Source organism: Mesorhizobium sp. CNPSo 4661 (assembly GCF_057784215.1).
Genome location: NZ_JBWGIO010000008.1, coordinates 35,528 through 62,304, shown reverse-complemented (window position 1 = coordinate 62,304; position 26,777 = coordinate 35,528). Strand labels below are relative to the sequence as shown.

33 protein-coding genes and 1 riboswitch are annotated in these 26,777 nt (G+C 64.2%); of the genes, 23 read left to right on the top strand and 10 right to left on the bottom strand.

Going from position 1 to position 26,777, the window contains the following annotated elements:
• Positions 1-13: 13 nt before the first annotated feature.
• The 12 genes from AC0YKC_RS13415 to AC0YKC_RS13360 all read left to right on the top strand — a co-directional run bounded on the left by AC0YKC_RS13415 (position 14) and on the right by AC0YKC_RS13360 (position 12,515).
• Positions 14-3,433 carry a CheR family methyltransferase gene (locus tag AC0YKC_RS13415; RefSeq protein ID WP_488511525.1) on the top strand — a complete coding sequence of 1,140 codons (3,420 nt, stop codon included), beginning with the start codon at positions 14-16 and terminating at the stop codon, positions 3,431-3,433.
• 13 nt (positions 3,434-3,446) lie between these two features.
• The gene (locus tag AC0YKC_RS13410) at positions 3,447-3,761 is read left to right on the top strand and encodes a response regulator (RefSeq protein WP_434722073.1); all 315 of its coding nucleotides are present in this window, start codon (positions 3,447-3,449) and stop codon (positions 3,759-3,761) included.
• 110 nt (positions 3,762-3,871) lie between these two features.
• Positions 3,872-4,099, top strand: coding sequence for a hypothetical protein (locus AC0YKC_RS13405; protein WP_488511374.1), 228 nt, complete (start codon positions 3,872-3,874; stop codon positions 4,097-4,099).
• A 317-nt stretch (positions 4,100-4,416) separates the two neighbouring features.
• Positions 4,417-5,415: a L,D-transpeptidase family protein gene (locus AC0YKC_RS13400; RefSeq protein WP_488511373.1), complete on the top strand. Its 999-nt coding sequence runs from the start codon at positions 4,417-4,419 to the stop codon at positions 5,413-5,415.
• A 143-nt stretch (positions 5,416-5,558) separates the two neighbouring features.
• The gene (locus AC0YKC_RS13395) at positions 5,559-7,997 is read left to right on the top strand and encodes a GcvT family protein (protein ID WP_488511372.1); all 2,439 of its coding nucleotides are present in this window, start codon (positions 5,559-5,561) and stop codon (positions 7,995-7,997) included.
• Between the two features lie 53 nt (positions 7,998-8,050).
• Positions 8,051-9,160, top strand: coding sequence for a mandelate racemase/muconate lactonizing enzyme family protein (locus tag AC0YKC_RS13390; RefSeq protein WP_488511370.1), 1,110 nt, complete (start codon positions 8,051-8,053; stop codon positions 9,158-9,160).
• Between the two features lie 115 nt (positions 9,161-9,275).
• Positions 9,276-9,599, top strand: coding sequence for a DUF2934 domain-containing protein (locus AC0YKC_RS13385; RefSeq protein WP_434722068.1), 324 nt, complete (start codon positions 9,276-9,278; stop codon positions 9,597-9,599).
• A gap of 119 nt (positions 9,600-9,718) precedes the next feature.
• Positions 9,719-10,036: an ArsR/SmtB family transcription factor gene (locus AC0YKC_RS13380; protein WP_320296395.1), complete on the top strand. Its 318-nt coding sequence runs from the start codon at positions 9,719-9,721 to the stop codon at positions 10,034-10,036.
• Complete coding sequence (locus tag AC0YKC_RS13375; RefSeq protein WP_320296152.1) at positions 10,033-10,518, top strand: SRPBCC family protein; 486 nt, start codon at positions 10,033-10,035, stop codon at positions 10,516-10,518. Before AC0YKC_RS13380 ends, AC0YKC_RS13375 begins: the two co-directional genes overlap by 4 nt.
• A gap of 58 nt (positions 10,519-10,576) precedes the next feature.
• Positions 10,577-10,990, top strand: a complete 414-nt coding sequence (locus AC0YKC_RS13370) for an MAPEG family protein (RefSeq protein ID WP_320296153.1) — start codon at positions 10,577-10,579, stop codon at positions 10,988-10,990.
• 82 nt (positions 10,991-11,072) lie between these two features.
• Positions 11,073-11,357 (top strand): hypothetical protein, encoded by a 285-nt coding sequence (locus AC0YKC_RS13365; protein WP_040980340.1) that lies wholly within the window; start codon positions 11,073-11,075, stop codon positions 11,355-11,357.
• A 207-nt stretch (positions 11,358-11,564) separates the two neighbouring features.
• Positions 11,565-12,515, top strand: a complete 951-nt coding sequence (locus AC0YKC_RS13360; RefSeq protein WP_488511367.1) for a S1/P1 nuclease — start codon at positions 11,565-11,567, stop codon at positions 12,513-12,515.
• A 322-nt stretch (positions 12,516-12,837) separates the two neighbouring features.
• Here the strand turns inward: AC0YKC_RS13360 and AC0YKC_RS13355 are convergent, their stop codons facing one another.
• Positions 12,838-14,031 carry an MFS transporter gene (locus AC0YKC_RS13355; protein WP_488511366.1) on the bottom strand — a complete coding sequence of 398 codons (1,194 nt, stop codon included), beginning with the start codon at positions 14,029-14,031 and terminating at the stop codon, positions 12,838-12,840.
• Positions 14,032-14,077: 46 nt separating this feature from the next.
• Between AC0YKC_RS13355 and AC0YKC_RS13350 the strand changes: the two genes are divergently transcribed.
• Positions 14,078-14,596 (top strand): GNAT family N-acetyltransferase, encoded by a 519-nt coding sequence (locus tag AC0YKC_RS13350; protein WP_434722063.1) that lies wholly within the window; start codon positions 14,078-14,080, stop codon positions 14,594-14,596.
• A gap of 8 nt (positions 14,597-14,604) precedes the next feature.
• Here the strand turns inward: AC0YKC_RS13350 and arsC are convergent, their stop codons facing one another.
• Genes arsC through AC0YKC_RS13335 form a run of 3 tightly spaced genes read right to left on the bottom strand, consistent with a single transcriptional unit; the run spans position 14,605 to position 16,086 of the window.
• Positions 14,605-15,012, bottom strand: a complete 408-nt coding sequence (arsC, locus tag AC0YKC_RS13345) for an arsenate reductase (glutaredoxin) (RefSeq protein WP_434722062.1) — start codon at positions 15,010-15,012, stop codon at positions 14,605-14,607.
• Positions 15,009-15,701 carry an MIP/aquaporin family protein gene (locus tag AC0YKC_RS13340; RefSeq protein WP_320296158.1) on the bottom strand — a complete coding sequence of 231 codons (693 nt, stop codon included), beginning with the start codon at positions 15,699-15,701 and terminating at the stop codon, positions 15,009-15,011. The genes arsC and AC0YKC_RS13340 overlap by 4 nt, the downstream gene beginning before the upstream one ends.
• A gap of 34 nt (positions 15,702-15,735) precedes the next feature.
• Positions 15,736-16,086: an ArsR/SmtB family transcription factor gene (locus AC0YKC_RS13335; protein ID WP_320296159.1), complete on the bottom strand. Its 351-nt coding sequence runs from the start codon at positions 16,084-16,086 to the stop codon at positions 15,736-15,738.
• A 42-nt stretch (positions 16,087-16,128) separates the two neighbouring features.
• Between AC0YKC_RS13335 and AC0YKC_RS13330 the strand changes: the two genes are divergently transcribed.
• Positions 16,129-16,653, top strand: a complete 525-nt coding sequence (locus AC0YKC_RS13330; RefSeq protein WP_488511364.1) for a DUF6428 family protein — start codon at positions 16,129-16,131, stop codon at positions 16,651-16,653.
• Between the two features lie 229 nt (positions 16,654-16,882).
• Here the strand turns inward: AC0YKC_RS13330 and AC0YKC_RS13325 are convergent, their stop codons facing one another.
• Both AC0YKC_RS13325 and AC0YKC_RS13320 read right to left on the bottom strand, forming a co-directional pair.
• Positions 16,883-17,155: a PilZ domain-containing protein gene (locus AC0YKC_RS13325; protein WP_488511363.1), complete on the bottom strand. Its 273-nt coding sequence runs from the start codon at positions 17,153-17,155 to the stop codon at positions 16,883-16,885.
• A 145-nt stretch (positions 17,156-17,300) separates the two neighbouring features.
• Complete coding sequence (locus AC0YKC_RS13320) at positions 17,301-17,876, bottom strand: histidine phosphatase family protein (protein ID WP_488511362.1); 576 nt, start codon at positions 17,874-17,876, stop codon at positions 17,301-17,303.
• A gap of 84 nt (positions 17,877-17,960) precedes the next feature.
• A riboswitch (adenosylcobalamin (AdoCbl) riboswitch) is annotated at positions 17,961-18,106 on the top strand.
• On the opposite strand from AC0YKC_RS13320, the gene AC0YKC_RS13315 reads away from it, so the two are divergent.
• From AC0YKC_RS13315 to AC0YKC_RS13305, 3 genes are all read left to right on the top strand, one after another.
• Positions 18,106-18,315, top strand: coding sequence for a CbtB domain-containing protein (locus tag AC0YKC_RS13315; protein WP_112100494.1), 210 nt, complete (start codon positions 18,106-18,108; stop codon positions 18,313-18,315). Its footprint overlaps the riboswitch before it by 1 nt.
• Before the next feature lie 102 nt (positions 18,316-18,417).
• Entirely contained in the window at positions 18,418-19,158 is a 741-nt protein-coding gene (locus AC0YKC_RS13310; protein WP_320296163.1) for a CbtA family protein, read from the top strand.
• A 6-nt stretch (positions 19,159-19,164) separates the two neighbouring features.
• A complete protein-coding gene (locus AC0YKC_RS13305) occupies positions 19,165-19,791 on the top strand; it encodes a hypothetical protein (protein ID WP_488511361.1) in 627 nt (208 codons plus the stop codon).
• Positions 19,792-19,876: 85 nt separating this feature from the next.
• Here the strand turns inward: AC0YKC_RS13305 and AC0YKC_RS13300 are convergent, their stop codons facing one another.
• The gene (locus tag AC0YKC_RS13300; RefSeq protein WP_488511359.1) at positions 19,877-20,509 is read right to left on the bottom strand and encodes a TetR/AcrR family transcriptional regulator; all 633 of its coding nucleotides are present in this window, start codon (positions 20,507-20,509) and stop codon (positions 19,877-19,879) included.
• Positions 20,510-20,611: 102 nt separating this feature from the next.
• Between AC0YKC_RS13300 and AC0YKC_RS13295 the strand changes: the two genes are divergently transcribed.
• The gene (locus tag AC0YKC_RS13295) at positions 20,612-21,016 is read left to right on the top strand and encodes a VOC family protein (RefSeq protein ID WP_488511358.1); all 405 of its coding nucleotides are present in this window, start codon (positions 20,612-20,614) and stop codon (positions 21,014-21,016) included.
• Positions 21,017-21,238: 222 nt separating this feature from the next.
• Positions 21,239-22,186, top strand: coding sequence for an EamA family transporter (locus AC0YKC_RS13290; protein ID WP_488511356.1), 948 nt, complete (start codon positions 21,239-21,241; stop codon positions 22,184-22,186).
• A 54-nt stretch (positions 22,187-22,240) separates the two neighbouring features.
• Here AC0YKC_RS13290 and AC0YKC_RS13285 read toward each other — a convergent pair whose 3' ends face one another.
• Together AC0YKC_RS13285 and AC0YKC_RS13280 are read right to left on the bottom strand one after the other, a co-directional pair.
• On the bottom strand, positions 22,241-23,581 hold the full coding sequence (locus AC0YKC_RS13285; protein WP_488511355.1) for a cation diffusion facilitator family transporter: 1,341 nt from the start codon (positions 23,579-23,581) through the stop codon (positions 22,241-22,243).
• Positions 23,582-23,589: 8 nt separating this feature from the next.
• On the bottom strand, positions 23,590-23,847 hold the full coding sequence (locus AC0YKC_RS13280) for a metal-sensing transcriptional repressor (protein ID WP_320296169.1): 258 nt from the start codon (positions 23,845-23,847) through the stop codon (positions 23,590-23,592).
• A 379-nt stretch (positions 23,848-24,226) separates the two neighbouring features.
• Between AC0YKC_RS13280 and AC0YKC_RS13275 the strand changes: the two genes are divergently transcribed.
• Complete coding sequence (locus AC0YKC_RS13275) at positions 24,227-25,162, top strand: GNAT family N-acetyltransferase (protein WP_488511353.1); 936 nt, start codon at positions 24,227-24,229, stop codon at positions 25,160-25,162.
• Between the two features lie 138 nt (positions 25,163-25,300).
• A complete protein-coding gene (locus AC0YKC_RS13270; protein ID WP_320296171.1) occupies positions 25,301-25,636 on the top strand; it encodes a hypothetical protein in 336 nt (111 codons plus the stop codon).
• 54 nt (positions 25,637-25,690) lie between these two features.
• Here the strand turns inward: AC0YKC_RS13270 and AC0YKC_RS13265 are convergent, their stop codons facing one another.
• The gene (locus AC0YKC_RS13265; protein ID WP_140831573.1) at positions 25,691-25,840 is read right to left on the bottom strand and encodes a hypothetical protein; all 150 of its coding nucleotides are present in this window, start codon (positions 25,838-25,840) and stop codon (positions 25,691-25,693) included.
• Positions 25,841-26,095: 255 nt separating this feature from the next.
• On the opposite strand from AC0YKC_RS13265, the gene AC0YKC_RS13260 reads away from it, so the two are divergent.
• Complete coding sequence (locus AC0YKC_RS13260) at positions 26,096-26,278, top strand: hypothetical protein (RefSeq protein WP_036258067.1); 183 nt, start codon at positions 26,096-26,098, stop codon at positions 26,276-26,278.
• 59 nt (positions 26,279-26,337) lie between these two features.
• Positions 26,338-26,715 (top strand): YkvA family protein, encoded by a 378-nt coding sequence (locus AC0YKC_RS13255; RefSeq protein WP_488511351.1) that lies wholly within the window; start codon positions 26,338-26,340, stop codon positions 26,713-26,715.
• The last annotated feature ends 62 nt before the right edge of the window (positions 26,716-26,777 follow it).

Here is a 26,777-nt window from a genome sequence, read left to right as displayed (position 1 = left end):
TCTCGCCGACCATGTGCTGGCGCCGGAGAGGATGCCGGAAACCCTGCTCGCCTATATCCATCACGACTACGTCGCGGCCTCTGATCGGGCCGAGTCCGTCTCGCCGCTGGGCGAAGCGACGATCGATCAGGTCCTCGATATCGTGCGCTCCCGCGACGGGCACGATTTCGGCTACTACAGGCGCAACACGCTCAGACGGCGCATCCACCACCGCATGGGGCTGAGGAACATCGAGACGCTCGCCGACTACCTGAAAGAACTGCATGCCAATCCCGAGGAGGTGGCCACCCTTGTTGCGGACCTGATGATCAGCGTCACCGGGTTCTTCCGCGATCCCGAGGCATGGCGTGCGCTTGGCGAGCTGGTGATCGCGCCCCTCGTCGCCGAGCGCGAAAACGGCCGACCGGTACGGATCTGGGTACCCGCCTGCGCCACCGGGGAGGAGACCTATTCCATCGCCATGTTGATAACCGAGCACGCCGAAGCCGCCGGGAAACGCTTCGACGTCAAGGTTTTCGCCACGGATGCCCAGGAAGACAATCTGCGCAAGGCGCGCGACGGCATCTACCCGGCGGCCGCGCTGGCCGATTTCCCGCCGGAACGGGTCCGCCGCTTCTTCGAAAGGATCGACAGCTCTTTTCAGGTCAGCAAAGAACTTCGCGACATGGTGGTGTTCGCGCAGCATAATTTTTTGCGCGACCCGCCGTTCTCGCGGCTCGACATCGTCTCGTGCCGTAATTTCCTGATCTATCTCGTCCCGGAAGCACAGCAGCGTATCATCGCCCAATGTCATTTCGCCCTTCGTCCGGATGGGCATCTGTTTCTCGGCAATGCCGAGACGATCGGGCGGCATGACGACCTTTTCGAAACCGTATCGAAGAAATGGCGGATATACCGGCGGATCGGACCGACAAGGCACGACCTTGTCGACTATCGACCGCTGCGTGGTTCGGCCGCGACAGAAACGGCGGGCGAGCCGCTGACCGCGCCACAAGAAGCAGGCTCGACACCGGTCGCCGACATAGCGCGCCGCGCCTTGCTGGAGCGCTATGCCCCGGCTTCCGTGCTTCTCGACCAGAGGGGGCGCGTGGTCTACTTCCATGGAACGACGCGCGACTTTCTGGAACAGCCGCCGGGCGAGCCCACCAGGGACCTTTTGGCGATGGCCCGCGATGGACTGAGCCTGAAGCTTCGCGGGGCGATACGCGACGCCACCAGAGGCGACAAGAGCGTTGTGGTTCATGGGCGCGTGCATCAGAGCGGATCGTCGCGAGACGTCACCATGACCGTGGTGCCGCTGCCAGCCTCGCCGCAGGGGAGTAAATTCATCCTGGTAAGTTTCGCCCCGGGGCTGCCGATTGCCAAACCGAAGCAACCCGCTCGCCGTAAGGATGCACGGGAGATCAAAGCAGGGGACCATGCGCTACAGGAAGAGCTCGCTTCGATGCGCACCGAGTTGCGCAACACGATCGAGCATCTGGAGACCGCCAATGAGGAGCTGAAGGCGTCGAACGAGGAAGCGACCTCGATGAACGAGGAACTTCAGTCCACCAATGAGGAGCTGGAGACTTCCAAGGAGGAGATGCAGTCCTTCAACGAGGAACTGAACACCGTCAACAGCCAGCTCCAGCACAAGATCGCGGAGCTGGAATGGAAGACAAACGACCTGAACAATCTGCTGGCGGGGTCGGAAACCGCGACACTGTTCCTGGACGACAAGCTCGCCATCAAGTGGTTCGCGCCGGCGACGAAGGAACTGTTCGATCTGGTGGCGTCCGACATCGGCCGGCCGATCGCCCACTTCGCGCGCAAATTCTCGGACGACAATCTCTTGCAGGATGCCGAGACGGTGCTGAAGAGGCTCATCACCATCGAGGCCGAGGTCCCGAGCGACGCTGGACGATGGTACCAGCGGCGCATGCTGCCCTACCGCACGCGCGACAACCGCATTGCCGGCGTCGTCGTCACTTTCAACGACATCACCGAGCGGCGGGCGGCCGCGATGGCGGTGAACGAGGCCAGAGTATACGCCGAGACCATTGTCGGGGCCGTGCGCCAGCCGCTCCTCGTCCTCGACGGCAAGTTGCGTATCCAGTCCGCCAATCCGGCCTTCTACGATCTGTTCAAGGTCACGGCGAAGGAAACCGTGGGCATCCTGCTTTACGACCTTGGCAACGGACAGTGGGACATTCCCATCCTGCGCACGCTTCTCGAAGAAGTCCTGGCGAAGAACCGGGAAGTCGCCGACTATGAGGTCGAACACGGCTTTGGTGATATCGGCCGGCGCCACATGCTGCTCAATGCCCGCAGGCTCGGTCAGGGCGGCGGCCGCGACGAACTGATCCTGCTCGCCATCGAGGACATCACCGAGCGCAAACGTGCCGAGGGCGTGGCTAAACAACACGCCGAGGACGTGGCAAAACAGCTTGCCTCGATCGTCGAATCCTCCGACGACGCGATCATCAGCAAAACCCTCGACGGCACCATAACCAGCTGGAACGAAGGCGCCCGGCGATTGTTCGGCTACGAACCCGAAGAGATCGTCGGCAAGTCCATCATGACGCTGGCGCCGCCGGATCGCCGCGAGGAGGAGGAGGATATTCTGGGCCGCCTCCAGCGAGGCGAGCATATCCACCATTACGAAACGCGTCGCCAGCGCAAGGATGGAAGCGTCGTCTGGGTTTCGCTGACCGTATCCCCGATAAAAGACGCAGCCGGCAAGACCATAGGTGCATCCACAATCGCGCGCGACATGACCGAGCGCCGCCGCGCCGACCAACACAAGAAGACGTTGATGGCCGAGCTCAACCACCGCGTCAAGAACACGATGGCGGTGATCCAGTCCATCGCCTCCCAGACGCTGAATCACGCGTCGTCGCTGGACGAAGCGCGCGAAGCATTCAGCTCTCGGCTGCTCAACCTTGCGAATGCGCACGACGTATTGACGCGCGAGAGCTGGCAGAGCGCCAATCTGGGCGACATCATTGCCGACACGGTCAAGCCGCATGGCGGCGGAGAAAACCGCTTCCGGATCGAAGGGCCAGACGTCCGGCTCACGCCAAGCGCGTCGCTGGCAATTTCCATGGCGCTGCACGAACTCAGCACCAACGCCGCCAAATATGGTGCGCTGTCGTCCAAAGACGGCCACGTGGTTATCGTTTGGCGGATCGAGGGCGCCGAGGGCGATCGCCGGCTCGTCCTGCACTGGGAAGAGACGGGCGGTCCCGAGGTTGAGAAACCGAAACGCAAGGGCTTTGGCTCGCGCCTGATCGAGCGCGCGCTGGCATCGGAACTTGGAGGCGACGTGGGCGTTAATTACGCGTCCACCGGCCTTGTGTGCACGATCGTGGCACCCCTGCCTGCCGGGCACCAATTGCTTGGAGAGCGGGGTGAGGAAACCGAGCGCAAGGCGGATTCTGATCGTCGAGGATGAGTTCCTCGTCGCCATGCTGCTTGAGGACCTGCTGTCCGAAATGGGGCATCAGGTAGCCGGCACTTTTGCCCAAGTGGCCGAGGCCATGAAGTTCGCCGAGCACGCGGATCTGGACTTTGCCATTCTCGACATAAACCTCGCAGGCGCGACATCCTTCCCGGTGGCCGAAATCCTGCGGCGGCGCGGCATCCCTTTCCTGTTTGCCAGCGGCTACGGTTCCCCTGGCCTGACCAGCGCGTTCGAAAACGAACTCACCCTGCAGAAGCCATACGAGCCCGCCGAACTGGAGCGGGCAATCGCGGAAGCATCCGCGCGGGTCGGCGATTGACCGGCATGACGGCATTGATTTGCGCGCCGAACGCATGAAATTGGCGCGTCAGCCTTTGCCGACACCCGCCGACTTGCGCCGGCACGCCGATTGCGCAATGCTGCGTAACCATGGCTGGCGAGTATCTGGACCACAAACTGGAATGCCCGTTTTGCGGCACCATCCGTTTGCAAATTCCAGCCGATGCTCAACCCGAAACGGCGATCCATTGCGCCGAGTGCGGCAGATACCTCGGCACATGGGATGAGCTTCAGACTGATTTTGAGAGCCAAGGCGGGACCGACGGCGTGTTCCGCTTGGACAAGGGGCGCATCCAGAAGCTCGATTCCAGCCGATGACGTACCGCCGCTGGCGGAGCCCCATTGGATTCAGGCAGGAAAGTGCTCAACAGGGCAACCGACGGCACGGGCGGGGGGCGTTGGGGAGCCGCCGGTTACCAGCACGAGGGGCCATAGAATCAGAAAATGCGTAGGCCCTGACACAATAATGCCAGTTCTCCGCGTTCATGGGAACTGGTTTCCAGCTTAAATTTCAAACGTATATGGGAGAAAGCGCACCCTTGTGATGATCTTCGTGCCGCTCCCCGCGACAGGAACCACATCGGTCGTGCCGCGTCATAGAGACAGGTTCTTGTCGCGGTGCTGGAGTGACGTCGATGGTCAGGCTGCTTGTTGTCGTTGCATTGGCACTCGCGCTCGCGTGCGGCGGGACACTGGCAGCCAAGCTTGACCTCGACACGGTCAACCAGGCGCAATTCAGCGAAAGCGAGCCGAAGGGCGCCGATCCGATGCTGCTCAAAGCGCAGATCCTGCTCGACCGCGCCCGCTTCTCCCCCGGCCTGATCGACGGCCGCCTTTCCAATATTTTTTCCAAGGCCGTCGCGGCCTTCCAGGCGGCGAACGGACTGCCCTCCGACGGCAAGCTCACGCGGGAGACCTGGGACAAGCTGGCGGCGACTTTCGCCGGTCCGGTGCTGACAAACTACCAGGTCACGGCCAAGGATGTGCGCGGGCCATTCACCAGGCGCATCCCCGCCCGCATGGAGCGGATGGCGGATCTGAAGCGGCTCGGCTATCGCAACGCGCGGGAAAAACTGGCGGAGCGCTTCCATGTCAGCGAACAATTGCTGAGGCTGCTCAATCCCAAAACCGGTTTCAGGAAGGCCGACACCACGCTGGTGGTGCCTGATGTCGGCCGCGGCCGTCCCCACGCGGCCGTCGCCAGCGTCGAGGTCGACAAGGGCACCCGCCAGGTGCGCGCGCTCGATGCGTCAGGCAAAGCGCTCGCGGTCTATCCCGCCTCGATCGGCAGCGAGGAAAAGCCGGCGCCGAGCGGCGCGGCGGAGGTCAGGCGCGTGGTGCGCAATCCGACCTATCACTACAATCCGAAATTCGCCTTCAAGGGCGTCAAGAGCAAGCGGCCTTTCACCATCGCCAAGGGGCCGAACAATCCGGTGGGATCAGTCTGGATCGACCTCTCGATCGACAGCTATGGCATCCATGGCACGCCCGATCCCGGCAAGATCGGCACGACCTTTTCGCATGGCTGCATCCGGCTGACCAACTGGGACGCCGAAGACCTCGCCGCCATGGTCAAGCCGGGCACCAAAGTCGAGTTCAAGGACGAGACGGCGCAGGACGGGCAGGCTCAGTAAGGCACCGTCAGGTCATGGTCTTGTATAGGGCGGCTGCATAAGCCCAATTTATTGTCATCCCTAATTTTTGAAGACGTTACACGGCCTTTCGCCGCCTGTAGCTTCGACCGCGGTTTTCTCAATACGGTCGGATTGGTGATTTGATGCAGACACATGCGCGGGTGGTGATCGTAGGCGGCGGCTGCGTCGGCGCGGGTATCCTTTATGGGCTGGCCAAGCGCGGCTGGACCGACGTGGCGCTGCTCGAGCGCACGCAGCTGACCGCCGGCTCGACCTGGCACGCAGCGGGGCTGATTCCGTCCTACGCCCGCAGCATCAATGTCGGGCGCATGATCAGCAAGACGATCGAGATCTATGAAGGTCTCGAGGCCGAGACCGGGCAGCCGGTCGGCTGGCACAAATGCGGGCAGTTGCGCATCGCCAATTCGCGCGACCGGCTCGACGAATACAAGAGCTATATGAGCGTCGCCGAGGTGCAGGGCATGCGGGCGCAATTGCTGACGCCCGACGAAGCGCGAAAACTCTGGCCGCTGCTCGACAACAAAGAGATGCTTGGCGCGCTCTACCATCCCGATGACGGCCATATCGCGCCGGCCGACGTGACCAATGCCATGGCCAGGGGCGCGCGGGATCTTGGCGCAAAAGTCTACCTCAACACCGAGGTGACCGGCTTCAAGCGGACGCCGGGCGGCGAGTGGCTGGTGCAGACGAGCCAGGGCGACATCATCTGCGAGCATGTAATCTGCGCCACCGGCAACTACGCGCGCCAGACCGGCGCGCTGCTCGGCCTCGACATCCCGGCGATCCCGATCCTGCACCAGTACTGGATCACCGAAGCGGTGCCCGAGGTGGTGGAGCGCAAGCGCGCTGGCCGGCCCGAAATGCCGATCCTGCGCGACGAGGGTTTTGAGGGATATCTGCGCGAGGAAGGCGACGGGCTGATGTTCGGACCCTACGAACGCACCGAGCACCTCAAGTTGTTCGCCGAGGACGGCGTGCCCTCCTGGTTCGGCGCCGATCTGCTGGAAGAGGATTTCGAGGCGGTGTCGTGGAACTGGGAACAGGCACTGCAACTGATCCCGGCGCTCGGGCGCGTCGGCATCAAGGCCAATGTGCGCGGCCCTTTCCAGATGACGGCGGACGAATTGCCTCTGATGGGGCCGGCCTGGGGATTGCCCAATGTGTGGCTGGCCGAAGGCGTGCCGGGCGGCATCCTGTGGGGCGGCACGATCGGCTATTACCTGTCGGAGCGGATCGTCGAGGGCGGCAACAGCCTCGATGTCTCCGACCTCGACCCGCGCCGCTTCGGCGACTACGCCAACAAGGCCTGGACACGCGAGAAGGTGCGCGAGGCCTGGGGCACGCATGCCGAGCAGAAATATCCCGGGCAGGACATGCCCGCCGGGCGGCCGCAGAAGACCGCGCCTTCCTATGACCGATTGACGGAACTGGGCGCGGTCTGGGGCGTGCTCAACGGATGGGAGATGCCCAACTGGTTCGCGCGCGACGGGGTCGAGGCCAAGGACCAGTACAGCTGGCGCTGGACGCAGAAGGGGAACCTTGTCGGCGAGGAGGTGCTCGCCGTGCGCAATGCCGTCGGCCTGGTCGAGATGACGCCGATGACCAAGTTCGAGGTGTCGGGACCAGGCGCGACCGCCTGGCTGGACAGGATCATCGCCAACCGCCTTCCCGCGGTCGGCAAGCTGACGCTGGCGCATCAGCTCACGGCGAGCGGCGGCGTTCAGGCGGAATATATGGTCGCGCGTCTCAGCGAGGACCTGTTCTACCTGATCTCGACGCCGCGCGCCGAGCGCTGGAATTTCGACGATCTTTCCAGACTGCTGCCAGCCGACGGCAGCGTGGCCTTGAAGAACGTCACCAACGATCGCGGGTGTTTCACCGTCGTTGGCCCCAAGGCGCGCGAAGTGCTGCAGCCGCTGACCGAGATCGACCTTTCGAACGAGAGCTTCCCCTGGTTCGGCGTGAAGACCGGCAGTGTGGCTCTCGCCAGCGACGTGCGGCTGCTGCGCGTCAATTATGAAGGCGAGCTCGGCTGGGAGCTCTACCACCCCCTGCCCTATCAGCGGCAGTTGCTGGATGCGATCCTGAAGCAGGGCGAGAAGCACGGCATGCGGCTGGTCGGGCTGCACGCGCTGGAGTCGCTTCGGCTCGAAAAATCCTATCGTGCCATGTATCGCGACATGAACCCGGAGCTCAACGCGCTGGAGAGCGGGCTGGAGCGCTTCATCCGCCTCGACAAGGGCGACTTCGTCGGGCGCGACGCGGTTCTGAAATACAAGGAGCGCAACGACCAGCGCCGGTCGGTCACGCTCAGGATCGACACCGACGGCGCCAGCACGTTCGCCAATGAGGGGCTCTACAGCGACGGCAAACTGGTCGGCCGCATCACGTCCGGCGGCTATGGCTATGCGCTGGGGCATGACGTGGCGCTGGCGCTGCTGCCGGAGCGTTTTTCGAAACCCGGTACGAAGCTCGATGTCGCGATCCTCGGCGACTGGAAGGTCGCGGAGGTCGTGGCGGATTCGCCCTACGATCCGACCTCGGCCAGGGCGCGGATGTAAGACGGGCCCGCTTGAGGCCCCGTCGTCCATGCATTCCTTGATGGGAGCCGGGTATGCGCATCGATCGGATCAACGTCTATTCGGCACAACTGCCGGTCAAGAACGGCGTCTACCGCATGGCCAGCGCCGATGTCGAGGCGCTGGACTCGACGCTGGTCGAAATCGTCACCGATGACGGTTTCGCCGGCTGGGGCGAGACCTGCCCGATCGGCCCGGTCTACCAGCCGCATCATGCGCTCGGCGCCCGCGCCGCGATCGCCGAAATCGCGCCCGGCCTCATCGGCTTGGAGATCGCCTCGATCAGGCTGCTGGCGAAGCAGATGGACGAGCGGCTCAACGGCCACGGCTATGCCAAGGCCGCCTTCGACATGGCCTTCCTCGACCTGCTTGGACAAAAGCTTGGCGTGCCGGTCTCGACGCTTTTGGGCGGCGCGCTGACCGACCGCGTGCCCACCTATTATTCGCTGATCGTCGGCCCGCCGGACGAGACGGCAAAAATCGCCGCCGACAAGGTGAAGGCCGGCTATCCGCGCCTGCAGGTGAAGATCGGCGGGCGCAATCTCGAAGAGGACGTGGCCGTCGTCCACAAGGTCTGGGAAGCGGTCGGCTACAGAGCGCGCATCGCCGTCGACGGCAACCGGGGCCTGACGGTCGCCGCCGCGATCCATCTCGACCGGCTCTGCCAGGCGATCCCATTCGTCTTCGAACAGCCCTGCAACACGATGGACGAGATCGCGACGCTGAAGGGCCGCGTGACGCATCCGGTCTATCTCGACGAGAGCACCGAGGATCAGAATGCGGTGCTGCGGGCAATCTCGCTCGGCATCGCCGACGGCTTCGGCTTCAAGGTCACGCGCCTTGGCGGGCTCACCAAGATGACCACGGTGCGCGATCTTTGCGCCATCCGCTCGCTACCGCACAGCTGCGACGACGCCTGGGGCGGCGACATCATCGCGGCGGCCTGCGTGCATCTGGCTGCCACGGCGGAGCCGCGCCGCATGGAAGGTGCCTGGATCGCCCAGGAATATATCAAGGGGCATTTCGACCAGAAGCACCCGGTCGTCATCAAGCAAGGTCACATCGCCGTGCCGCAGCGGCCGGGGCTGGGCGTGAAACCGGAGCCCGGCATGTTCGGCAAGCCGGTGGCCATTTACGGGCCGTAACCCTTCGCGCGAGTCGCGCGATGGAGGCCTGGATTGCGCCGGTCGATCACTTCGAGAACGACGTGGATCGTTCCGCCCTGTCCTGCGTTCTTGTGACACGCAAGGAGGAACGGTGATGGACGACGATCGGACCGAGAAGATCAGGCAGCGCGCCTATGAGATCTTTCAACGCGAGGGCGGCATCCTCGGCAATCACGAACGGCACTGGCAGCAGGCCGAGTTGGAGATCGACCGCGAGGCGGCGTTGCCGATGACGGCGGACGATGCGCTGCCCGAAACGCGCGAGATCGACAGCGCGGACGTGCTGACGGTGGAAGCGCTTGCCATGCGCACCGGCATCTCGGGCGACGAGGCGCAGGAACTGCTCGACAGGCTGGGCAACGACCGCGCGGCGATCGAGCAGGCGGCGCGGAGTCTCAAGGCGAAACGGCGCAGCTGATCGCGGCTGCGTTCCAGGATCAGAACGACTGGCATGCCCCAGGCACTTCCTTGGCGGCTACGCGCGTGCGCTCCCAATCCGGGTTGACAGGACAATCATCGCGCCTTAGCTTCGCGTTAGTGGCCACTAACGCGAAATACTGGGCAGCACTCGGCGATCCGACACGGCGCACGATCTTTGAACTGCTGGTCAACCGACCCAGTTCGGTCAGCGGGCTGGCTAGTGCGTTGCCCGTGACGCGGCCGGCGGTCTCGCAGCACCTGAAGGTTCTCAAGGATGCCGGACTGGTGGCCGAAACGCGCTCGGGCAAGGAGCGCATCTACCGGATCGATCCGGATGGGCTCGCGGCGTTTCGCGCGGAGATCGACCAGTTCTGGATGAAGACGCTCGCTGCATACAAGCTGACCGTCGAGCAACCGACAAAGGACGAGACATGATCAAGCAACCGGCGCCTGCTCCCGTAAAACATTCGGTCGTCGTCGAGGCGCCGATCGCGCGCGCCTTCAAGGTGTTCACCGAGGATTTCGGCAGCTTCAAGCCGCGCGAGCACAATCTGCTTGCCGTCCCGATCGCGGAAACGATCTTCGAGCCGCGCGTCGGCGGCCACGTCTACGACCGCGGCGTCGACGGTAGCGAATGCCGCTTCGCCCGCGTGCTGGCCTACGAGCCGCCCAACCGGCTGCTTCTGAGCTGGGACATCAACCCGCGCTGGCAGATCGAGACCGACCTCGCCAGGACAAGCGAGTGGGAGGTCCGCTTCACCGCCGAGGCGGAAAACCGCACCCGGGTCGAAATCGAGCACCGCCATATCGAGCGCCACGGCCAGGGCTGGGAAAGCGTGCGCGGCGGGGTCGACAGCGATCAGGGCTGGCCGCTCTACCTGCAGCGGTTCCAGGCGCTTTTTCTCCGGGCGGGGTGACGGCAGCGCCGTGCTCGAGGGGTATGGCCCGCACGGCAGCGATCGAGGAGCGCAAAGAATGGAAGCCTATTGGTTGAGCACCCTCGGCGTGCTTGCGCTCTGTCTCCTGTCGGTGGCGCTGGCGGTCCATTCCGGCTCGTCCAAGGGATTTGCGGGCAAGCTTTCGGGACCGGTGATCCCGGCGGATGACGACAACCCGCTCTACAGGATCGACCGCGTCCACATGAACTCGGTCGAGGCGCTGGCCCCCTTTGTCGTGCCCGTGGTGCTGGCGATGATGGTCGGCGTCGGGCCGCTGACGCTGGCCGTGCTGGTCTGGGCGCACGTGGCGATACGCCTCGTCCACATGATCATCTACCTGCGCGGCGGGAACGCGGCCAAGGGGGGCAGCGTCAGGACGATCCTCTATGTCTCCGGAGCGCTGGTCACGCTTGTCCTCATCCTCGTGACAGGCTGGGCGGCGCTTCGCTGAGCAGCGCCCCGCTTTTCGCTCCGTCGCCGGAACCCGGAGCCCGAAAAGAGGTTCATCCCTGTACAACCACAGGAGATGCGCCATGGACCACACCAGCCACGTAAGACTGACCAACGCAGAGCTCACGCCCGACATCCTCGAAGGCGCCACCATCTACGGCCCGGATGACGAGAAGATCGGCTCGGTCGACCACCTGCACGGCAGCCAGGTCGTCATCGATGTCGGCGGCTTCCTCGGCATCGGTGCCAAGCCGGTGGCCGTCACCGCCAGCCAACTCGATTTCATGCGCGACGAGGACGGCGACGTGCATGCCGTCACAAGCTGGACGAAGGATCAACTCAAGGCGATGCCGGAGCATCGCGACTGACGAAGCTTCGCGATCGTGAGTGTTCAGAAGACCGGCCCGGCAATTTGCCGGGTCGTTTTTTGCGCTACGCGGCACATTTTGGCGCCTGACGAGCGTCAAAGCAGATTGCCTCCTGCGTCGCAAAATCTTGCGTCCGTGAGATTGTTCATGTCCGTGTCACAGGCCTCTATTGTACTTCACGGATCGAACCCTGGAGGAGGCAAGGCGATGCGGTGGAAAGCTGCGGCGGCATTTTCCCTGGCGGCAATGTCGACGAGCCTGGCGATTTGCGGCCAGGCGCTGGCCTGGGGCCAGGAGGGGCATGCGGTGATCGCCGAGATCGCGCAGCACAGGCTCAGCCGGAACGCCTATGACGTCATCGAGCAGCTTTTGCGCTCGCACCTGAAGCTCAAGCCGCCGGCCACCGTCTCGCTGGCCTCGGTGGCAAGCTGGGCCGACGACTATCGCGCCGACAATCACAAGGAGACGTCGAACTGGCATTTCATCGACATTCCGCTGGCCTCCAAACCCGGCGACGCGAGCGCCAGCGCCACCGCCTATGATCCGGCGCGCGACTGCAAGGACAATACGAGTTTCGGCTTCTGCCTGATGCGGGCGCTGCCAGCGCAGGAGAAGATCCTGGCCGATCCGGCAAAGAGCGACGAGGAGCGCTGGCAGGCGTTGGCCTTCGTCATCCATCTGGTCGGCGATCTGTCGCAGCCGCTGCATTGCGTCGAGCGCCTGGATGGCAGCCAGGGCGACCAGGGCGGCAACACGCTGACGGTGAGTTTCAACGTTTACCGGCCGAAGCCGGACGGCTCGACCTACCGCGACCTTACGACGTTCCACGCGGTGTGGGATTCAAGCCTCATCCTGTTCAAATACTACGACTGGGGCAAGGTCGCGCTCGACCTCGAAACCGACGTCATCCCGCATCTGCCCGCCATGCCGGTGGCCGACCAGACGCCGGAGAAATGGCTGACCGAATGCCATGAGAAAGCGGAAGACGCCTATCGCGCGCTGCCCAAGGGCACGACGATCAAGTCCGACAATCCGCACGCGGCGATCCTTGACCAGGCCTATTTCGACCAGTTCTCGCCGGTGGCGGTCGAGCAGCTCGCGCTCGGCGGCCTGCACCTGGCCGCCGTGCTCAACGAGACGCTGGCGACGGACAAGTAGGCGGAGCCGATGGGCCCCGGCCGACCGTGCGCCGATGATATCTTGCCGAAGCGATCCCGGCGGAGAAAAGCCCGCTCCGGCAAGCCGGAGCGGGAGAAAGTTTTCAAAGCGGCAAGCTTACTTTGCAGTCTTTGAGCAGCTTCAGCGCCTTTTCGGCATTGGCCTGGGACGTGTAGGCTTTCGTCCCGGCATCGGTCAATTTTCTTGCCGTCCGGCTTGGTGGAAACCACCGAGCATTTCTTCGTCGTGGCGTCTTGCCAGCCCCGCGGGCTGCATCCGCCCGCGCTCAACGGGGCGCCGGCGGGTGGGCAGGCGGACTTGGTCATCGGCGCACTGCCGCCATCAGACCGGCACAGAGCCCCACATTGACGGTGGCGGCAGCCGCGAGCGCGATCAGGACGAGATTGCCGCCGCCCGCGCCCAAAAGCAGCGCTCCGATCGAGGGCGCCGCCGCCTGGGCGATCAGGCTCGGCGTTGCGAGCTTGCCCATCAGCGCGGCGTATTGGTGTGGATCGAACAGCACCAGCGGCAGCGCGCCGCGCGCGATCGTATGGATGCCGTTGCCCGCGCCATAGAGGATCAACGCGAGAGCAACGAATGTCTGGCTCGCCAGGAGCAGCCAGATGCCGGCGGCAAGCAGCGATACGGATGTCAGCATTGTCCAGATCGGATGATGCCGGTTGCGGCCGATGAGCAGTTCCGCCACGCGCGCGCCGACCTGTGACGGGCCGATCAAGGCGCCGAGGCCGACGGCGGCTGCCAGGCCCACGCCGCGCAATTGCAGCAGCGTCAGCAGGTGGACGGAAAGCATCGAGGCGATGATCGCGGCCAATGTCTGGATCGAAGCCAGGAGAATGAAGCGTGCCCGCGTCCTGCCCGAAGCCGAGGCCTCGTTCGGCCTGTCTTTCATCGGCGCGGGCGCGGCGGCCGGGGGCGCCGGTATCATCCAGAGATGGAGCGGCAGACAGATCACCAGATGGATCGCGGCATAGGCAAGGCAGGCGTTGCGCCAGCCGCCATGCCCGACAAGGAAGGCGCTGAGCGGCCAGCAGACGGTGCTGGCGAAGCCGCCGAACAGCGTCAGGTTGGTGATGGCGCCACGCGCGCCTTGTCCATAGAGCCGACCCAGCGTGGCGAAGCCGGCATCGTAGAGGCCGCTCGACATGCCCAGCCCCATGAGCAGCCAGGCAATCAGGTAAACGGGATAAGCGGTTGCCGTCGCCAGCAACAAATGCGCGGCCGCCAGCAGCAACGAGCTCGCGGCAAGCACCGGCCGGCCACCATGGCGCTGGATCAACCGCCCGGTGACGGGAGACGCAAGTCCGGCAAGCAGGAGCCCGCAGGATAGGCCGGCGACGACCGAGGCGAGCGACCAACCGGTATCCCTGGCAATCGGTGCGGCAAGCACCGCGGGCAGGTAGTAGGACGATCCCCAGGCGAGAATCTGCGTGATGCCGAGGGCGGAAACGAGGCCATGGCGATTGCGCGCGGTCGAAACAGGCGCTTCGGCCTTCACGGATCGCTCAAAGCCCATTATCTGTCGAGCTCAAATGGGAGAGCACATGCGTATCGCGGTGATCGACGAGGCAGAGGCAAAGGCCCAGATCGGCTCCCTCGCCGAGATATTGATGCAGAGCATCGAGGACGGGGCGCTTGTCGGCTTCGTCCTGCCGTTCAGCGCCGAACAGGCGCAGTCCTATTGGCAAGAGGTCTTCAGCTCCGTGGCGGAAGGAGAGCGCCTGCTCATCTGCGCCTATCTCGAGGACAAGCTGGTCGGCACCGTCCAGCTCTATCTGTCGCCGGAGCCGAATGCGCTGCACCGGGCGGAGGTCTACATGCTTCTCGTGCATCGAGATTTTCAACGGCAAGGCATCGGTTCCGCGCTCATGGCATCCGTCGAAGACGAGGCAAGGAAGAGAAAGCGCTCCCTGCTCCTTCTCGACACCGCCGAAGGCGGAGCGAGCGAGCGGCTCTATCGGCGGATGAATTGGCGGGAAGTCGGCGTCGTGCCGCATCATTTCGTAGACCCGTTCGGCAAGCCAAGAGCCTCGATCTATTTCATGAAGCATCTAACGCCCTAGCCCTGTTTTCAGGTAGCTGGCGTGTAGACCTTCTCGCCATCCTCCTTGACGAATTCGCGCACCGGATTGTCGAGCAGCGGGAGCACCGCCTCCGACGGCCGGCAGAGTTTTGTGCCCTTCGGCGTCTCGACGATGGGTCGATTGATGAGGATCGGATGGGCGAGCATGAAATCGACCAGCTCGTCGTCGCTCCATTTCGGGTCGGCAAGGCCGAGGGCGGCGTAAGGCGTTCCCTTCTCCCGCAACAGTTCGCGCGGAGTTATGCCCATCGCGCCGATCAGTTCGAGCAGCCTTTCGCGGTCCGGCGGCGTCTTCAGATATTCGATCACGACGGGGTCTTCGCCGCTGGCGCGGATCATGGCGAGCGTGTTGCGGGAGGTGCCGCAGTCAGGGTTGTGATAGATGGTGACCGTCATGGCTCTGCTTTCGAAGGTTGCTGGATGATCCTGGGCCGCAGCAGCCAACCCATCAGCGCCAGCGCGATCAAGGCGCCGAGCAGTTCGGCGACGACGAAGCCGGGCAGATCGAGCGGCCTGATGCCGGAAAACGTGTTGGTCAGCGAACGCGCCAGGGCGACGGCCGGATTGGCGAAGGACGTCGAAGCGGTGAACCAGTAGGCGGCGGTAATGTAGAGGCCGACTAGCCAGGGCACGGCCTTGAGATCGAAGCGCAGTCCGGCAAGGATGGTGGCGACCAGCCCAAATGTCGCGACGCCTTCGGAGAACCATTGTGCCGGCCCGGCGCGCATCTTCGTTGCGACCTCCAGCATCGGCAGGGCGAACATGAGATGCGCAGCGATCGTGCCGGCAATGCCGCCGGCGAGCTGCGCGACGAGATAGGCGGGAAGATCGCGGGCTGGCAGCGACCGGTTGAGGCAGAGCACCAGCGAAACGGCCGGATTGAAATGCGCGCCGGAGATCGGCCCGAGGATGGTGATCAACACCACCAGCATAGCGCCGGTTGCCAACGTGTTGCCAAGCAGCGCCAGCGCCGTGTCATGCGTCAGGGTCTCGGCCATGATACCGGAGCCGACGACTGTCGCCACCAGCAAGCCGGTGCCCAGCGCTTCAGCCACGAACCGGCGCGAGAGATCGAAGGCATTCATCGGCTGGCCTTCGGCCGGGCAACGGGTGCGGCGGTCATTGCCGGCTCCTCTCGCCCGGCCGGCAGCAAGGGGCGGCAAGCGCCGGTGCGCAGATTTCCGGGCGACCCGAGCAGCAATCCTCCATGAGGAAACGGATCAGCCCGGACAGCGCGTCGTATTCGGCGCTGTAGACGATCGAGCGGGCATCACGTCGCGCGGTCACGAGGCCGGCACGCTCCAGTTCCTTGAGGTGGAAGCTGACATTGGAAGGCGAGACCTCGACTTTTTCGGCGAGCGAACCGGCGGCAATACCTTCCGGTCCGGCAACGACCAGCAGGCGCAGCAGGCGCAGGCGCGTTTCCTGCGACAGCGCGCCAAAGGCGATCAGGGCTTGACGTTCATCCACGTTTCAATAATCCTTGAAATATTGAAATGAGGAATAGCCGACATGCTCTCTTCTGACAATCGGAAAAACGTCGCTCCGACGGATCCATCCGACCTGACCATCGGCGACCTGCTGATGGCACTGGCCGATCACAAGGACAGGCCGTTGGTGTTCCGCTATGACGGGCGGCCGGTAAAGCCGGGCTACCATGTCACCGAGGTGAAAGCGGGACAGTTCTCGGCGCTGGATTGCGAGGCGAATCCGGAATCATGGTCGGAAATCTTCGTCCAGCTATGGGACGTGGACGAAGGCGGGCCGGTCCACATGCCGGCCGGCAAGTTCGCAGCGATCATCCGCAAGGTGGCGGACCATGTCGCGCTCGATCAGGCTGCGAAGCTGACCTTCGAGGTCAGCGACGGCGTGCGCCCGATGGAACTGCACCGGGCGGCCCAGCCGAGCCTCGTCGGCGGGGCCGTCGAGGTGGAGCTGTCGCCACGACCGTCAAGCTGCAAGCCGCGTGACCGCTGGCTCAAGCAACAGGCGGCGGCAGCAAGCCAGCCTTGCTGCGGCGCGAGCCGCTGCTGTTGATCCTGCGACGGTCGCGCGACGCTGCTAGAATCTGATCATGCCGTTGGCCTGCAACAGGTAAAGGCCCACGAGAACGATGGCGATCAGCGCCACCCAAACGGCTGTCCTGCTCATTCGCAAATCCCTGTTGATCCGGCAATGAACGCGCGCGCGCCGGTTGCGTTCCATGTGTACCGGGTTGCACGCCGCCTGGGGCAGGATCAAGTGGTGAATTGGGGACGGCCGCGCGTCAGTCCTTCGGCGCGTTGCTGTAGAGCGCCACGCCGACGCGGTCGTTGCGCCGCCACCGCACCAAAGCGCGATAGACCATATCGTCGGCCGGAACCTCGAGCAGGAAGCGGTCCGGGATTTTCGCATCGGGGGCGACGCGCAATTCAGCGCCCTGCTCGTGCTGGTTTCTGACCGAGCAGCCGATCCTGACGCCGGCGGCAATGATCGTGGCTTCCTTGAGCACGAATTCGCGCGCATGAAGACGACGCTCGGTCTCGGGATAGTCGGCCATATCCGGCGGGCTCCTCAGGCAAAAGTTCTCCTCGCCACGAACCAGTATAATAACCGCGAGGCGTTTCCGTTCCGTTAGCGATCACTGAAACGGCGAAGCTCGGCCTGGCCTGCTGCCGCTGGTCGGCAGGTGGAGGATCCCAGCGCTATTTCGTGCCGACAACGACCCCGCTGGCGTGCAGCACCCAGCGGCGTCCGTCGCCGCGGAACTCGGTGAGCGACAGCGGCTCGATGTCGATCTTCCAGACCGAGGAAAGCGGCGCGCCCAACACATGCACCATGGCGGCGCGGATCGGCACGGGATGGGTGAGCGCGATGGTGTGGCCGCTCTCGGAGGCCAGGCGCTCCATCAGCGCGGCACCCCGCCGGGCGACGGCGGCAAGCGACTCACCGCCATGGGGTGCTGCGTCCATATCCGCGAACCAGGCCGCCATGCCTTCCGGGTCCTCGACCTGCACCTCCTCGAAGCCCTTGCCGGCCCAGCGTCCGAAATCCTGCTCGCCAAGCAGCGGCTCGACCGTCGCGTCAAGGCCGAGTGCCTCAGCGGTCTGCCGCGCGGCAAGCGCCGGGCTCGTCCAGACGCGGTCGGCGCGGCGCAGCGAAGCGGCCAGTGCGCCGGCGCGATCGAGAGCCCGCGGCTCCGGCGCCTCGTCGTTCGGAAAGCGACCCTTGCGCGTGGCCTGCGTCGCACCGCTTGCAATCATCGTCAGGCGGGCGAGCATCCCAAAACTCCGTGGTCCAGTGAAATTTCGGCCGCGCGAAGCCTGTTGGCCATTACATGTCGTTGACAGGCGAACGAAGTGCTGACAAGTGTTTTAGCGCTATACGGGATTGGAAGCCGGTGCGAGTCCGGCACGGTCGCGCCACTGTGATCGGCACCAGCCGAAAGTCAGGCCTTATTCCGCAGCATTTGTTCGATCAACGGGACGCAGTATCCCACGGGAGGTCAATATGTCCGACACCACCTTCGCCCCCAGCTACGGTCCGGTTGCTATTCCGGTCCGCGAGCTTCTGCCCTGGGCAATCTTCGCCGGCCTGATGCTGATGCTGATGATCTATTTCGTCGGCGCGGAAGAAGGCGCGACGTCGCTTATCCGCGGCACGGCGGTGCACGAATTCGTGCATGACGGCCGCCACCTGCTCGGCTTCCCCTGCCACTAAAGCGGTTCGGCATCGCTGAACCGTCCTAAGGTTTGGTCTAACGCAATTCCGACGGAAAATCGCTATGCGTTTTTCCGTCGGATTGTTTGAAAGGCTGCTGACATGGTCGGAAAACTTTTGCTGCGCGGCATGCTTGTCGGGTTGGTCGCTGGGATTCTGGCGTTTGCCTTCGCGCGCGTCTATGGCGAGCCGCAGGTCGACAAGGCGATCGCCTTCGAGGAACAGCAGGCCCAGGCCGCCGGCGAAGCGCCGGAGCCTGAGATGGTCAGCCGCGCCACGCAGGCCGGCATCGGCCTTGCTACCGGCGTGCTGGTCTATGGCGCGGCGCTCGGCGGGCTGTTCTCGCTGGTCTTTGCCTATGCCTATGGCCGCCTGGGCTCGCTTGGGCCGCGCGGGACCTCGGCGCTACTGGCGCTGCTCGGCTTCCTGGCCGTGATCGTGGTGCCCAGCCTCAAATATCCGGCGAACCCGCCGGCCGTCGGCAACCCCGAGACCATCGCCTACCGCACGGAACTGTTCTTCATCATGATCGTGATCTCGATCGCGGCGATGGTGGCGGCGGCCGGGCTGGCGCAGCGGCTGTGGAACCGGCTCGGCGCCTGGAACGCTTCGATCGTGGCAGGGCTCGCCTTCCTGGTGGTCTTCGCTCTGGTGAAGGCAGCACTTCCCGACATCAATGAGGTGCCGGAGAGCTTCTCGGCGACGGTGCTGTGGCAGTTCCGCGTCGCCTCGCTCGGCATCCAGCTCGTGCTCTGGACCGTCGTCGGGCTCGGCTTCGGCGCGGTTGCCGAGCGCGTGGTCGCGGTGCGCGACCAGCGCGGCCCTGCCCGCCGCTACGCCTGAATTCCGATGCATCGGCCGCCACGGTTGTTTGCCCTGGCGGCCATTTTCCTTTTGACGATCTGGCGGTCGCTTCTGATCGCCATTCCGGCCGAGGCGCATAGCGGATCCTCGGCCCCGCCTCCCCCGGGCATCCAGATCCCCAGCCTCACGCATGGCCAGATGGCGGTGATCGCGCGCTACCGTGGTGAAATCATCGATCTTGCCCAGCGCCAGACCGTGACCGACCCGACCTTCCGGCGGCTCTACAATCACGGCAATTTGCAATACACCTACTGCCTCTGGGGCCTGATGCCGGGAAGCCTCGGCGACGAGGAAAGCCCCTTCAACGAATGCAGCCATGCCTATCTCGCCACTGCCAAGGCGCTGCTGACCTATATGGCGACGATGCCGGCGGCCACGCGTCAGGCCAAGGCGCTGATCTCAGACATCGATGCCGACATGGTGCGCGGCGGCGCGTCCTGGATCCTGTGCCAGTATAGCGGCGAGGCCTTCAGCACCGGCGCGGTCGTCGAGCCCAGATGGCGGGACATGTTCTTCCATCTGCCGAGCCTGGCCGTCGTCCTGGCCACGACCGCGGCGCTGATGACGGCTGCGTGGTCGATCTTCGGCGCGAGACGGGTACGCGCTGTTTAACCGACTCAGGCCGGCTGACCGCGTCGAGATACCAAGCGAAGTAACGCGGCTCGTTGTGCTGCGCAGATCGCGCCGGGCAGCGCGACTACTTCGAGCGCACCCCATAGGCGGCAAGGAACGCTTCGACCGAGGCATCGGCATGGCGCTCGAGGTCGGCTTTCGAGCGCGGGTTGCTTCCGGTGAACATGGCTTCGTTCATCGGGATCCAAAGCAGCATCCCAAAGAAATGGCTGGCCGCCAAACGGGGATCAGGGGTTTGCAACAGGCCTCGGCTGGTGAGCTTTTGAAAGCACCCCCCCACCGAGACAAGCATGCGCTCAAAGCCTTTGTCGTACCAGCTGCGGCCAAGCTGCGGCATCCGATCGGCATTGGCGATAATCAGACGCCGGAGCCTCAGCAACTCGTCGTTCATCAGCGTGGTGGTCAATCGCCGGGCAAGCTGCTGCAGGCCGCCCTCCAGGAACTTCGCCTCGGAAAGCAGCATCGTCACGGACTCGACAACGTCGTTGGTCTGGGAAGCGGTGGACTCCACAACTTCGCTGAAAAGCGTCTCCTTGTCCTTGAAATGCTTGTAGACGGTCTGCTTGGAAGCGCCCGCCCTGGTGGCGATCTCCTCCATGCTGGTCCCATCGTAGCCCTTGGCGATGAACGCGGCGGTCGCCGCCTCGATGATCTCACGATCCTTGCGGGCCGATCTGGTCTCAACGGTAATTTCCATAGCGCCTCTCGATCGGTACTAGACGGTACCGTTCCCGCATGATAGTCATCGCCACAGTACTAGACTGACTAGTACCCGTCAATGAATTGGAGGTCCAACCCGATGACCCAGATGCTCTTCCTCAATCTGCCGGTGCGCAATCTGCCGGCAGCGACCGAGTTTTATCTCGCGATCGGCGGCACGCTCAATCCGCAGTTCTCGAATGACCAGGCCAGCTCGATCATGTTCTCCGAATCGATCGGGGTCATGTTGCTGACGCACCAACAATACAGCCAGTTCACGGCCCGGCCGATCGGCGACGCCAAGCGCGAGAGCCAGATGCTGATCGCGCTGACCGTCGACAGCAAGGACGCGGTCAATGCGGTAATCGAGAAAGGCGTTGCGGCCGGCGGCCGCGCCGATCCCAACCCGGTGCAGGATCTCGGTTTCATGTTCAACCGCCACATAGAAGACCCGGACGGCAATGTCTGGGAGTTCCTGTGGATGAACCCCGCAGCCATGCAATAGACCGTCTGTAGCGCCCCTATGCCGGAATGACGCCATGGAAGCGACGGGCACTCGTCCCGTCGCTGCCATGGCCGGGCAATGCCTGCCATCATCCTCGACCAACCTTGGCATCTCTGTGTCCACGCCGGCGGCGTGCCGTCGCCAGTCCGGCTAGCGCATCGCGGCGCGCTGGCGTAAGCATCGGCAATTGTCCGGCCTCCGGATTCGCAGCCGCCAGCAGCCATGTTCGCCCCCGAAGCCTTCGCCGTCACCGCCGCTATATGCAGCGCGCTGAGCTCCATGTTCCTGAGCGAGCTCAAGGGCCGCGTTCCCCTCCTCCAGCTTGCCCGCTGGCAGATGCTCGCAACCTTCGTGATGACCGGCTCGGTGTCGTTGGCGATCGGCGGCTGGCACACGATCGGACCGAGGGAGTTCTGGCTGCTTGCCGGATCGAGCTTCGCCGGCATCAGCATCGCCAGCACGACCTATTTCGCCACCATCTATTCGGTCGGCCCGCGCATCACGGCGCTGCTGTTCTCGCTCACCTCGCCTTTCGCGCTCGCGCTCGGCTATCTCGTGCTCGGTGAAACCATCAGCCGCTGGCAGGCGCTGGGCGTGGCGCTGGTGCTGGCCGGCATCGTGCTTGCCATCGGCATGCCGCGGCGGTTCCTCAAGCGCGGCGACCTGGCGCCGGCGATGCCGGTCGTCACCCCTTCCACCGTGCCGGTCAGCACCGCGCCCGGGCCGCCGCTCACCGGCCGCATGGGACCAGGCATCGCGCTCGGCGTCACGACGGCGCTCGGCCAGGCGATCGGCACCCTTCTGGCGCGGCCGGCCATGGCCGCCGGCGTCGAACCGTTCAGCGCAATGGCGCTGCGCTCGGGCCTCGCCGTGATCCTGTTCATCGCGCTCGCTGCAACGCCATTCGGCAGGGGCAAGCGGGAAGCCGTCCAGTTCGGTACGGTCGGGCTTGCGGTGCTTTCCGCCTTCGTCGGCACCTCGCTCGGCATGTCCTGCCTGATGGCCGCGCTGCGCACCGGCAATGTCGGGATCATCTCGACGCTGTCCTCGATGACGCCGGTCATCATCCTGCCGATGGTGTGGCTGCGCAGCGGTCAGCGGCCGACCGCAGCCGCCTGGGCCGGCGCGCTGCTCGCGATCGCCGGCACGGCGCTGATCAGCGTTAGGTGAGCTGAGCCGCCACCATTTCGTAAATCCCGCGCCAGCACTCAAAGAGTGCCTGTCTCAGCCATGCGTGTGCCCATGATGATGGCCCGCCGGCTCGGCCATCATGAAGGGCAGGTCCTCGCTGTCGGAACCAGCCGCCAGTTGCAGCCTGGCGCTGAATTCGTGCGGTTCGGCCGGAGCGACCAGGCTTTGCAGATAGTGATGGTCGCCACCGACCGGAGACAGCACCAGCCGCTCGATGCCTCCCGGCCGCTCAATGGCAACGCCGGCCTGCAAGCCCTCGGCGTGACGCGACAGGCGCAGCCGCATGCGCTCGCCCTGCGGCGTGTCGACGATTTCGAGCAGCCCGCTGGCGAGCTTGCCGGACACCAGGAAAGGATCCGGCGCGTGATGGTGGCCGCCCTCCGCCTCCGGCTCGGCAAAGCGCACGGTGGCGACGTCGAGCGCGGGAATATGCGCGAAGAGCTCGGCCTTAAGCGAAGCGGCGATGTTGTTCGCAGCGGCAAGCAGCAGCCCGTCATTCACCGCGATCTCCACATCGACGTGCAGCTTGTGGCCGAGCCAGCGGGCCTTGGCGCCGACCACCCTTTCGATCCCGGCGACATGTTCGGCGGCGTGATGAACCTCATCGACAAGACCCGGCTCGACGCCGTCCAGCATGCGCGTCAGAACCGAGCGCGCCGATTGCCAGACGATGCCGAAGATGGCGACGGTGATCAAAAGGCCGATGATCGGGTCCGCCAGCGGATAGCCGAACCAGACACCGAGCGCGCCGGCAACGACGGCGAGGCTGGTGAGCCCGTCGGTGCGGGCGTGATAGCCGTCGGCGATCAAGGCCGCGCTGTTTATCTGACGGCCGACGCGGATGCGGAATACCGCCACCGCCTCATTACCGAGGAAGCCGATGATGCCGGCCGCGGCAAGCCAGCCCAGGAACTGGACCGGCTGCGGATTGAACAGGCGATTGATCGCCTCGTAACCGGCGACCAGCGCGCTGGCCAGGATAATGAGCACGATGACTATGCCGGCAAGGTCCTCGACCCTGCCAAGGCCGTAGGTAAAGGTTCTTGTCGGCTTGCGGCGCGCCAGCACGAAAGCGATCCAGAGCGGGATTGCCGTGGTGGCGTCGCCGACGTTGTGGATGGTGTCGGCGAGCAGCGCCACGCTGCCTGAAAAGACGACAACCGCGATCTGTAGCGCGGCCGTCATGGCCAGGATGACGAACGACCATTTGATCGCCCAGATGCCGCGCTCCGTCGTGGCGATCGTCGCATCGATCACGCCATGTGTATGCCCATGCGGTCCGTGATGGTCATGGCCGTGCCCGCCGTGGTCGTGCCCGCCGTGGTCGTATCTGTGAGCGCCGAAGCCGAACCAGTCCGGAATTTTTCTCCACATCGAATGCCTCACAGATATTTGGTGAGCTGCTTCAGCTCCTTGAGCGCGTCCCTGGTAGGCTCGCCGCCTTCGACAAGGCAATGTTCCATATGGTCGTGGATCAGTTCCCGCTTGGCGTTGCCGACGGCGCTTTCGACGGCGTGAAGCTGTTGCGCGAGGTCGAGGCAGGACCGGCCTTGCTCGAACATGGTGAGCACGGCCGCAAGATGGCCGTGCGCGCGCTTGAGCCGGGCGATGATATCGGGATGAGGGCTGTGTATTGTCATGCCATATCCTATCCTCCAGGGTAGGATATGGCAACGTGCAACCGAGCCCGGCCACTTCGCTTCCTTGATACGTCGCCCGCAATGGCAAGTGTCGGCCGGCTCACGCCGTCGGCAGCGTGGCCCCTGCCCTGTCGCTAGAGCAATTCCAGGAAAAGTGTAAGCGGTCGGGCTCGGCGACTTCGCCGTAGCCTCCCGTCCGGAATTGCGTAAAAACAAAGAGATAGGGCGTTCACCGGTTCCGTGAAACGGTGAAACGCACTATCACGGGCGGCCTGACGGGCAGCGGGCAACGCCGGAGGTCAATGCGGCCTCCGGTACCCGTGATGAAACCGCTGACTGTGGCCGAGACGGCAAGCATGGACAGCTGATATGATCGGCGTTGCGGCTCGCGCTCTGTGGTTGGGGTTGTTCAATGTCGCTCGCTTACAGACCTGCTCGCGCCGATGACCTGGCCGCGACCGATGCGCTGGTGGTCGCCAGCATCAACGAGCTTACCGTTCGGCACGGCTTTGGCCCGATGGCGGCGACGAGCCCTCCCAACTTCCAGCTGTTTTCGCTCGAGGACGACCCTGGCGGCCTGTGGGTGGCGGAAGCCGGCGGGGACATTGTGGGCTTCGCCTGGAGCTGGGCGTGCGGCGATATCTGGTTCCTCGCCCAGTTGTTCGTCGATCCTGGCCGACAAGGCCACGGCATCGGAAACACGCTGCTGGAACGGGCTATGGAGCATGCCCGCAGATCAGGCGCAGCCCACAAGGCGCTTATCACGTTCACCTTCAATCGTGTGTCGCAGGGACTTTACATGCGGCACGGCTTGTTTCCCAAAACGCCGATCTACCTTCTCAGCGCCGCGCGCGAACGCGTGACCAAGGCATTGCCTCAGCCGCGATTGCGCGCCGTCGAAATGGACGGTAGCGCCGCGACGATGAAAAAACTGGTCGAGATCGACGTCCGCGCCCTGGGTGTCTCGCGAGAGAAACATCATCGCTACCTGCGCGCCGATCCTTCGACGACAGGCGTCTTCTTCCTCTTCGGCAGCGATGCTGTCGGCTACGGCTACCTCAGCGCGAGCGGGCATATCGGCCCTCTGGCGGTGACGCGGCCCGATATCCTTCGGGATGCCTTTGCAACGGCGTTGCTGGCAGCGGCGGATCGCTCGGCCGAAAAGGTATCGGCCTTCCTGCCGGGCACATGCCAGAGCGCGCTCGGCCTTGCGGTCGATCAAGGCATGCGCATCACCTTCCCGATGCTGTTGATGGCATCGCCCGGCTTTGGCGACTGGACGCAATATCTACCGCGAAATCCCGGCTTCATGTGATCGGCCGCCCGCGGCTGTAGGCAGTCGGCGGCAACCAAATGCTTGTTTTGCCGTTTATTTCAGCGGCTGCCGGCACTCGGCGTGGCGCCAGCCGGCTCCGTCGGATGAGACGCCGCACGGGGCGGAAAGGAGGCCGAGATGACACGGCCGGCAGTGGAGATAGGCGACAGGGTGGCTGTCATCGCCACGGTGGTCAAACGCACCGGCGACCGCGTGACGCTGAGGCTCGACGGCGACAGCCATAAATATTCGATGGTCGAGCCCAATGCCAAGGCGGGCGACAAGCTCAGACTCGAGGGTGACGTCGTGCATATCGATGAGGATCTCGGACGCACGACCGTGCAGGTGCTGGGACGGGTGACCGTCGACACCAAGTCGGTCGAGATGGTGACGCGGCGTTGTGACCTCGATCATATCGGCTCCAACGTGCCTGGCCACCCTCGCCCGCGCACCCCGCCGACACCGCATGGGTGAACAGGGATCTCGGCCCTTCCCTCGCGCCCGTCGCGTTCTGGCAAATTCAGGCGCCTAATGGCGCTTGAAATATTGCACTTCGCGTTCGTGCTTTTCCGCAGCTTCGCGCGACTTGAAGGTGCCCAGATTGCGGCGCTTGCCGGTTCTCGGATCGGTTTTGCGCGAATAGAGCCTGTATTCGCCGGATTTCAGCTTACGGATCATGGCGATCTCCTTGTGAACCATGTGAATCATGAACCTAACCCGCCTGGGCCGTCGCGGTTCCAGGCTAGCCATCCCGTCCGCTTGGGGGCCGGCCGCAAAAAAAGCGCCGCTCTCGGTGAACCATTTCACGGACGCAAACGACCCAATGTCGGAATCGACACCGTAACGACACGATTAAGTCGGATTATTTGTATTCAAATGACTTTAGCGACGTTATGCGGATGTCGCTGGAGTGCCGGATCTGAGGAGGGTGAGATGGTTACGGCGAAGCTTCACGGCGTTGAACTCGTCAGGGGCCAGAAGTGGACGGTGCGCGTTACCGCCTACGGCACGACGCTCATCTTTCCATTCGAAGCCGAGCAATATGCGCGCTCCTATGCCGATGGCCAGGCCTTCCGCCTCGGCGTCGAGGTGGTCGAGTTGAAGGATTGCGCCTGAGAGGCCGAGCCATCGACAGCCCAATGGCCTGACGATCCAAGCACCCATATATAAGCGGCATGTCTATCCTTGATGCGGCAAAGCGGCGGGCGCGCAAGATCAAGCGCGATGTGGTTGCGCTCTGGATTGCAGCCCGCGATCCGCGTGTGCCCTGGTATGCAAAAGCCGCCGCGGGCGCCGTCGCTGCCTATGCGCTGAGCCCCATCGATCTTATCCCGGATTTCATCCCGATCATCGGCTACCTGGACGACCTGCTGATCGTGCCTGTCGGCATCATGCTCGCGGTCAAGTTGGTCCCCTCCGATCTGATGCAGGAATTCCGCGAAGAGGCCACGCGGCGCGAGAAGCCGGTGAGCAAGGCCGGGCTCGCCTTCATCATCACGCTTTGGGTGCTGGCGGCGCTGGGGCTCGCCCGGCTGTTCTGGCCCAAGGCTTAGGTGCTTCAGCCAGCGTGGCCTCGCATGTGTGAGGAGCACATCAATAGATATACACCTCTAAA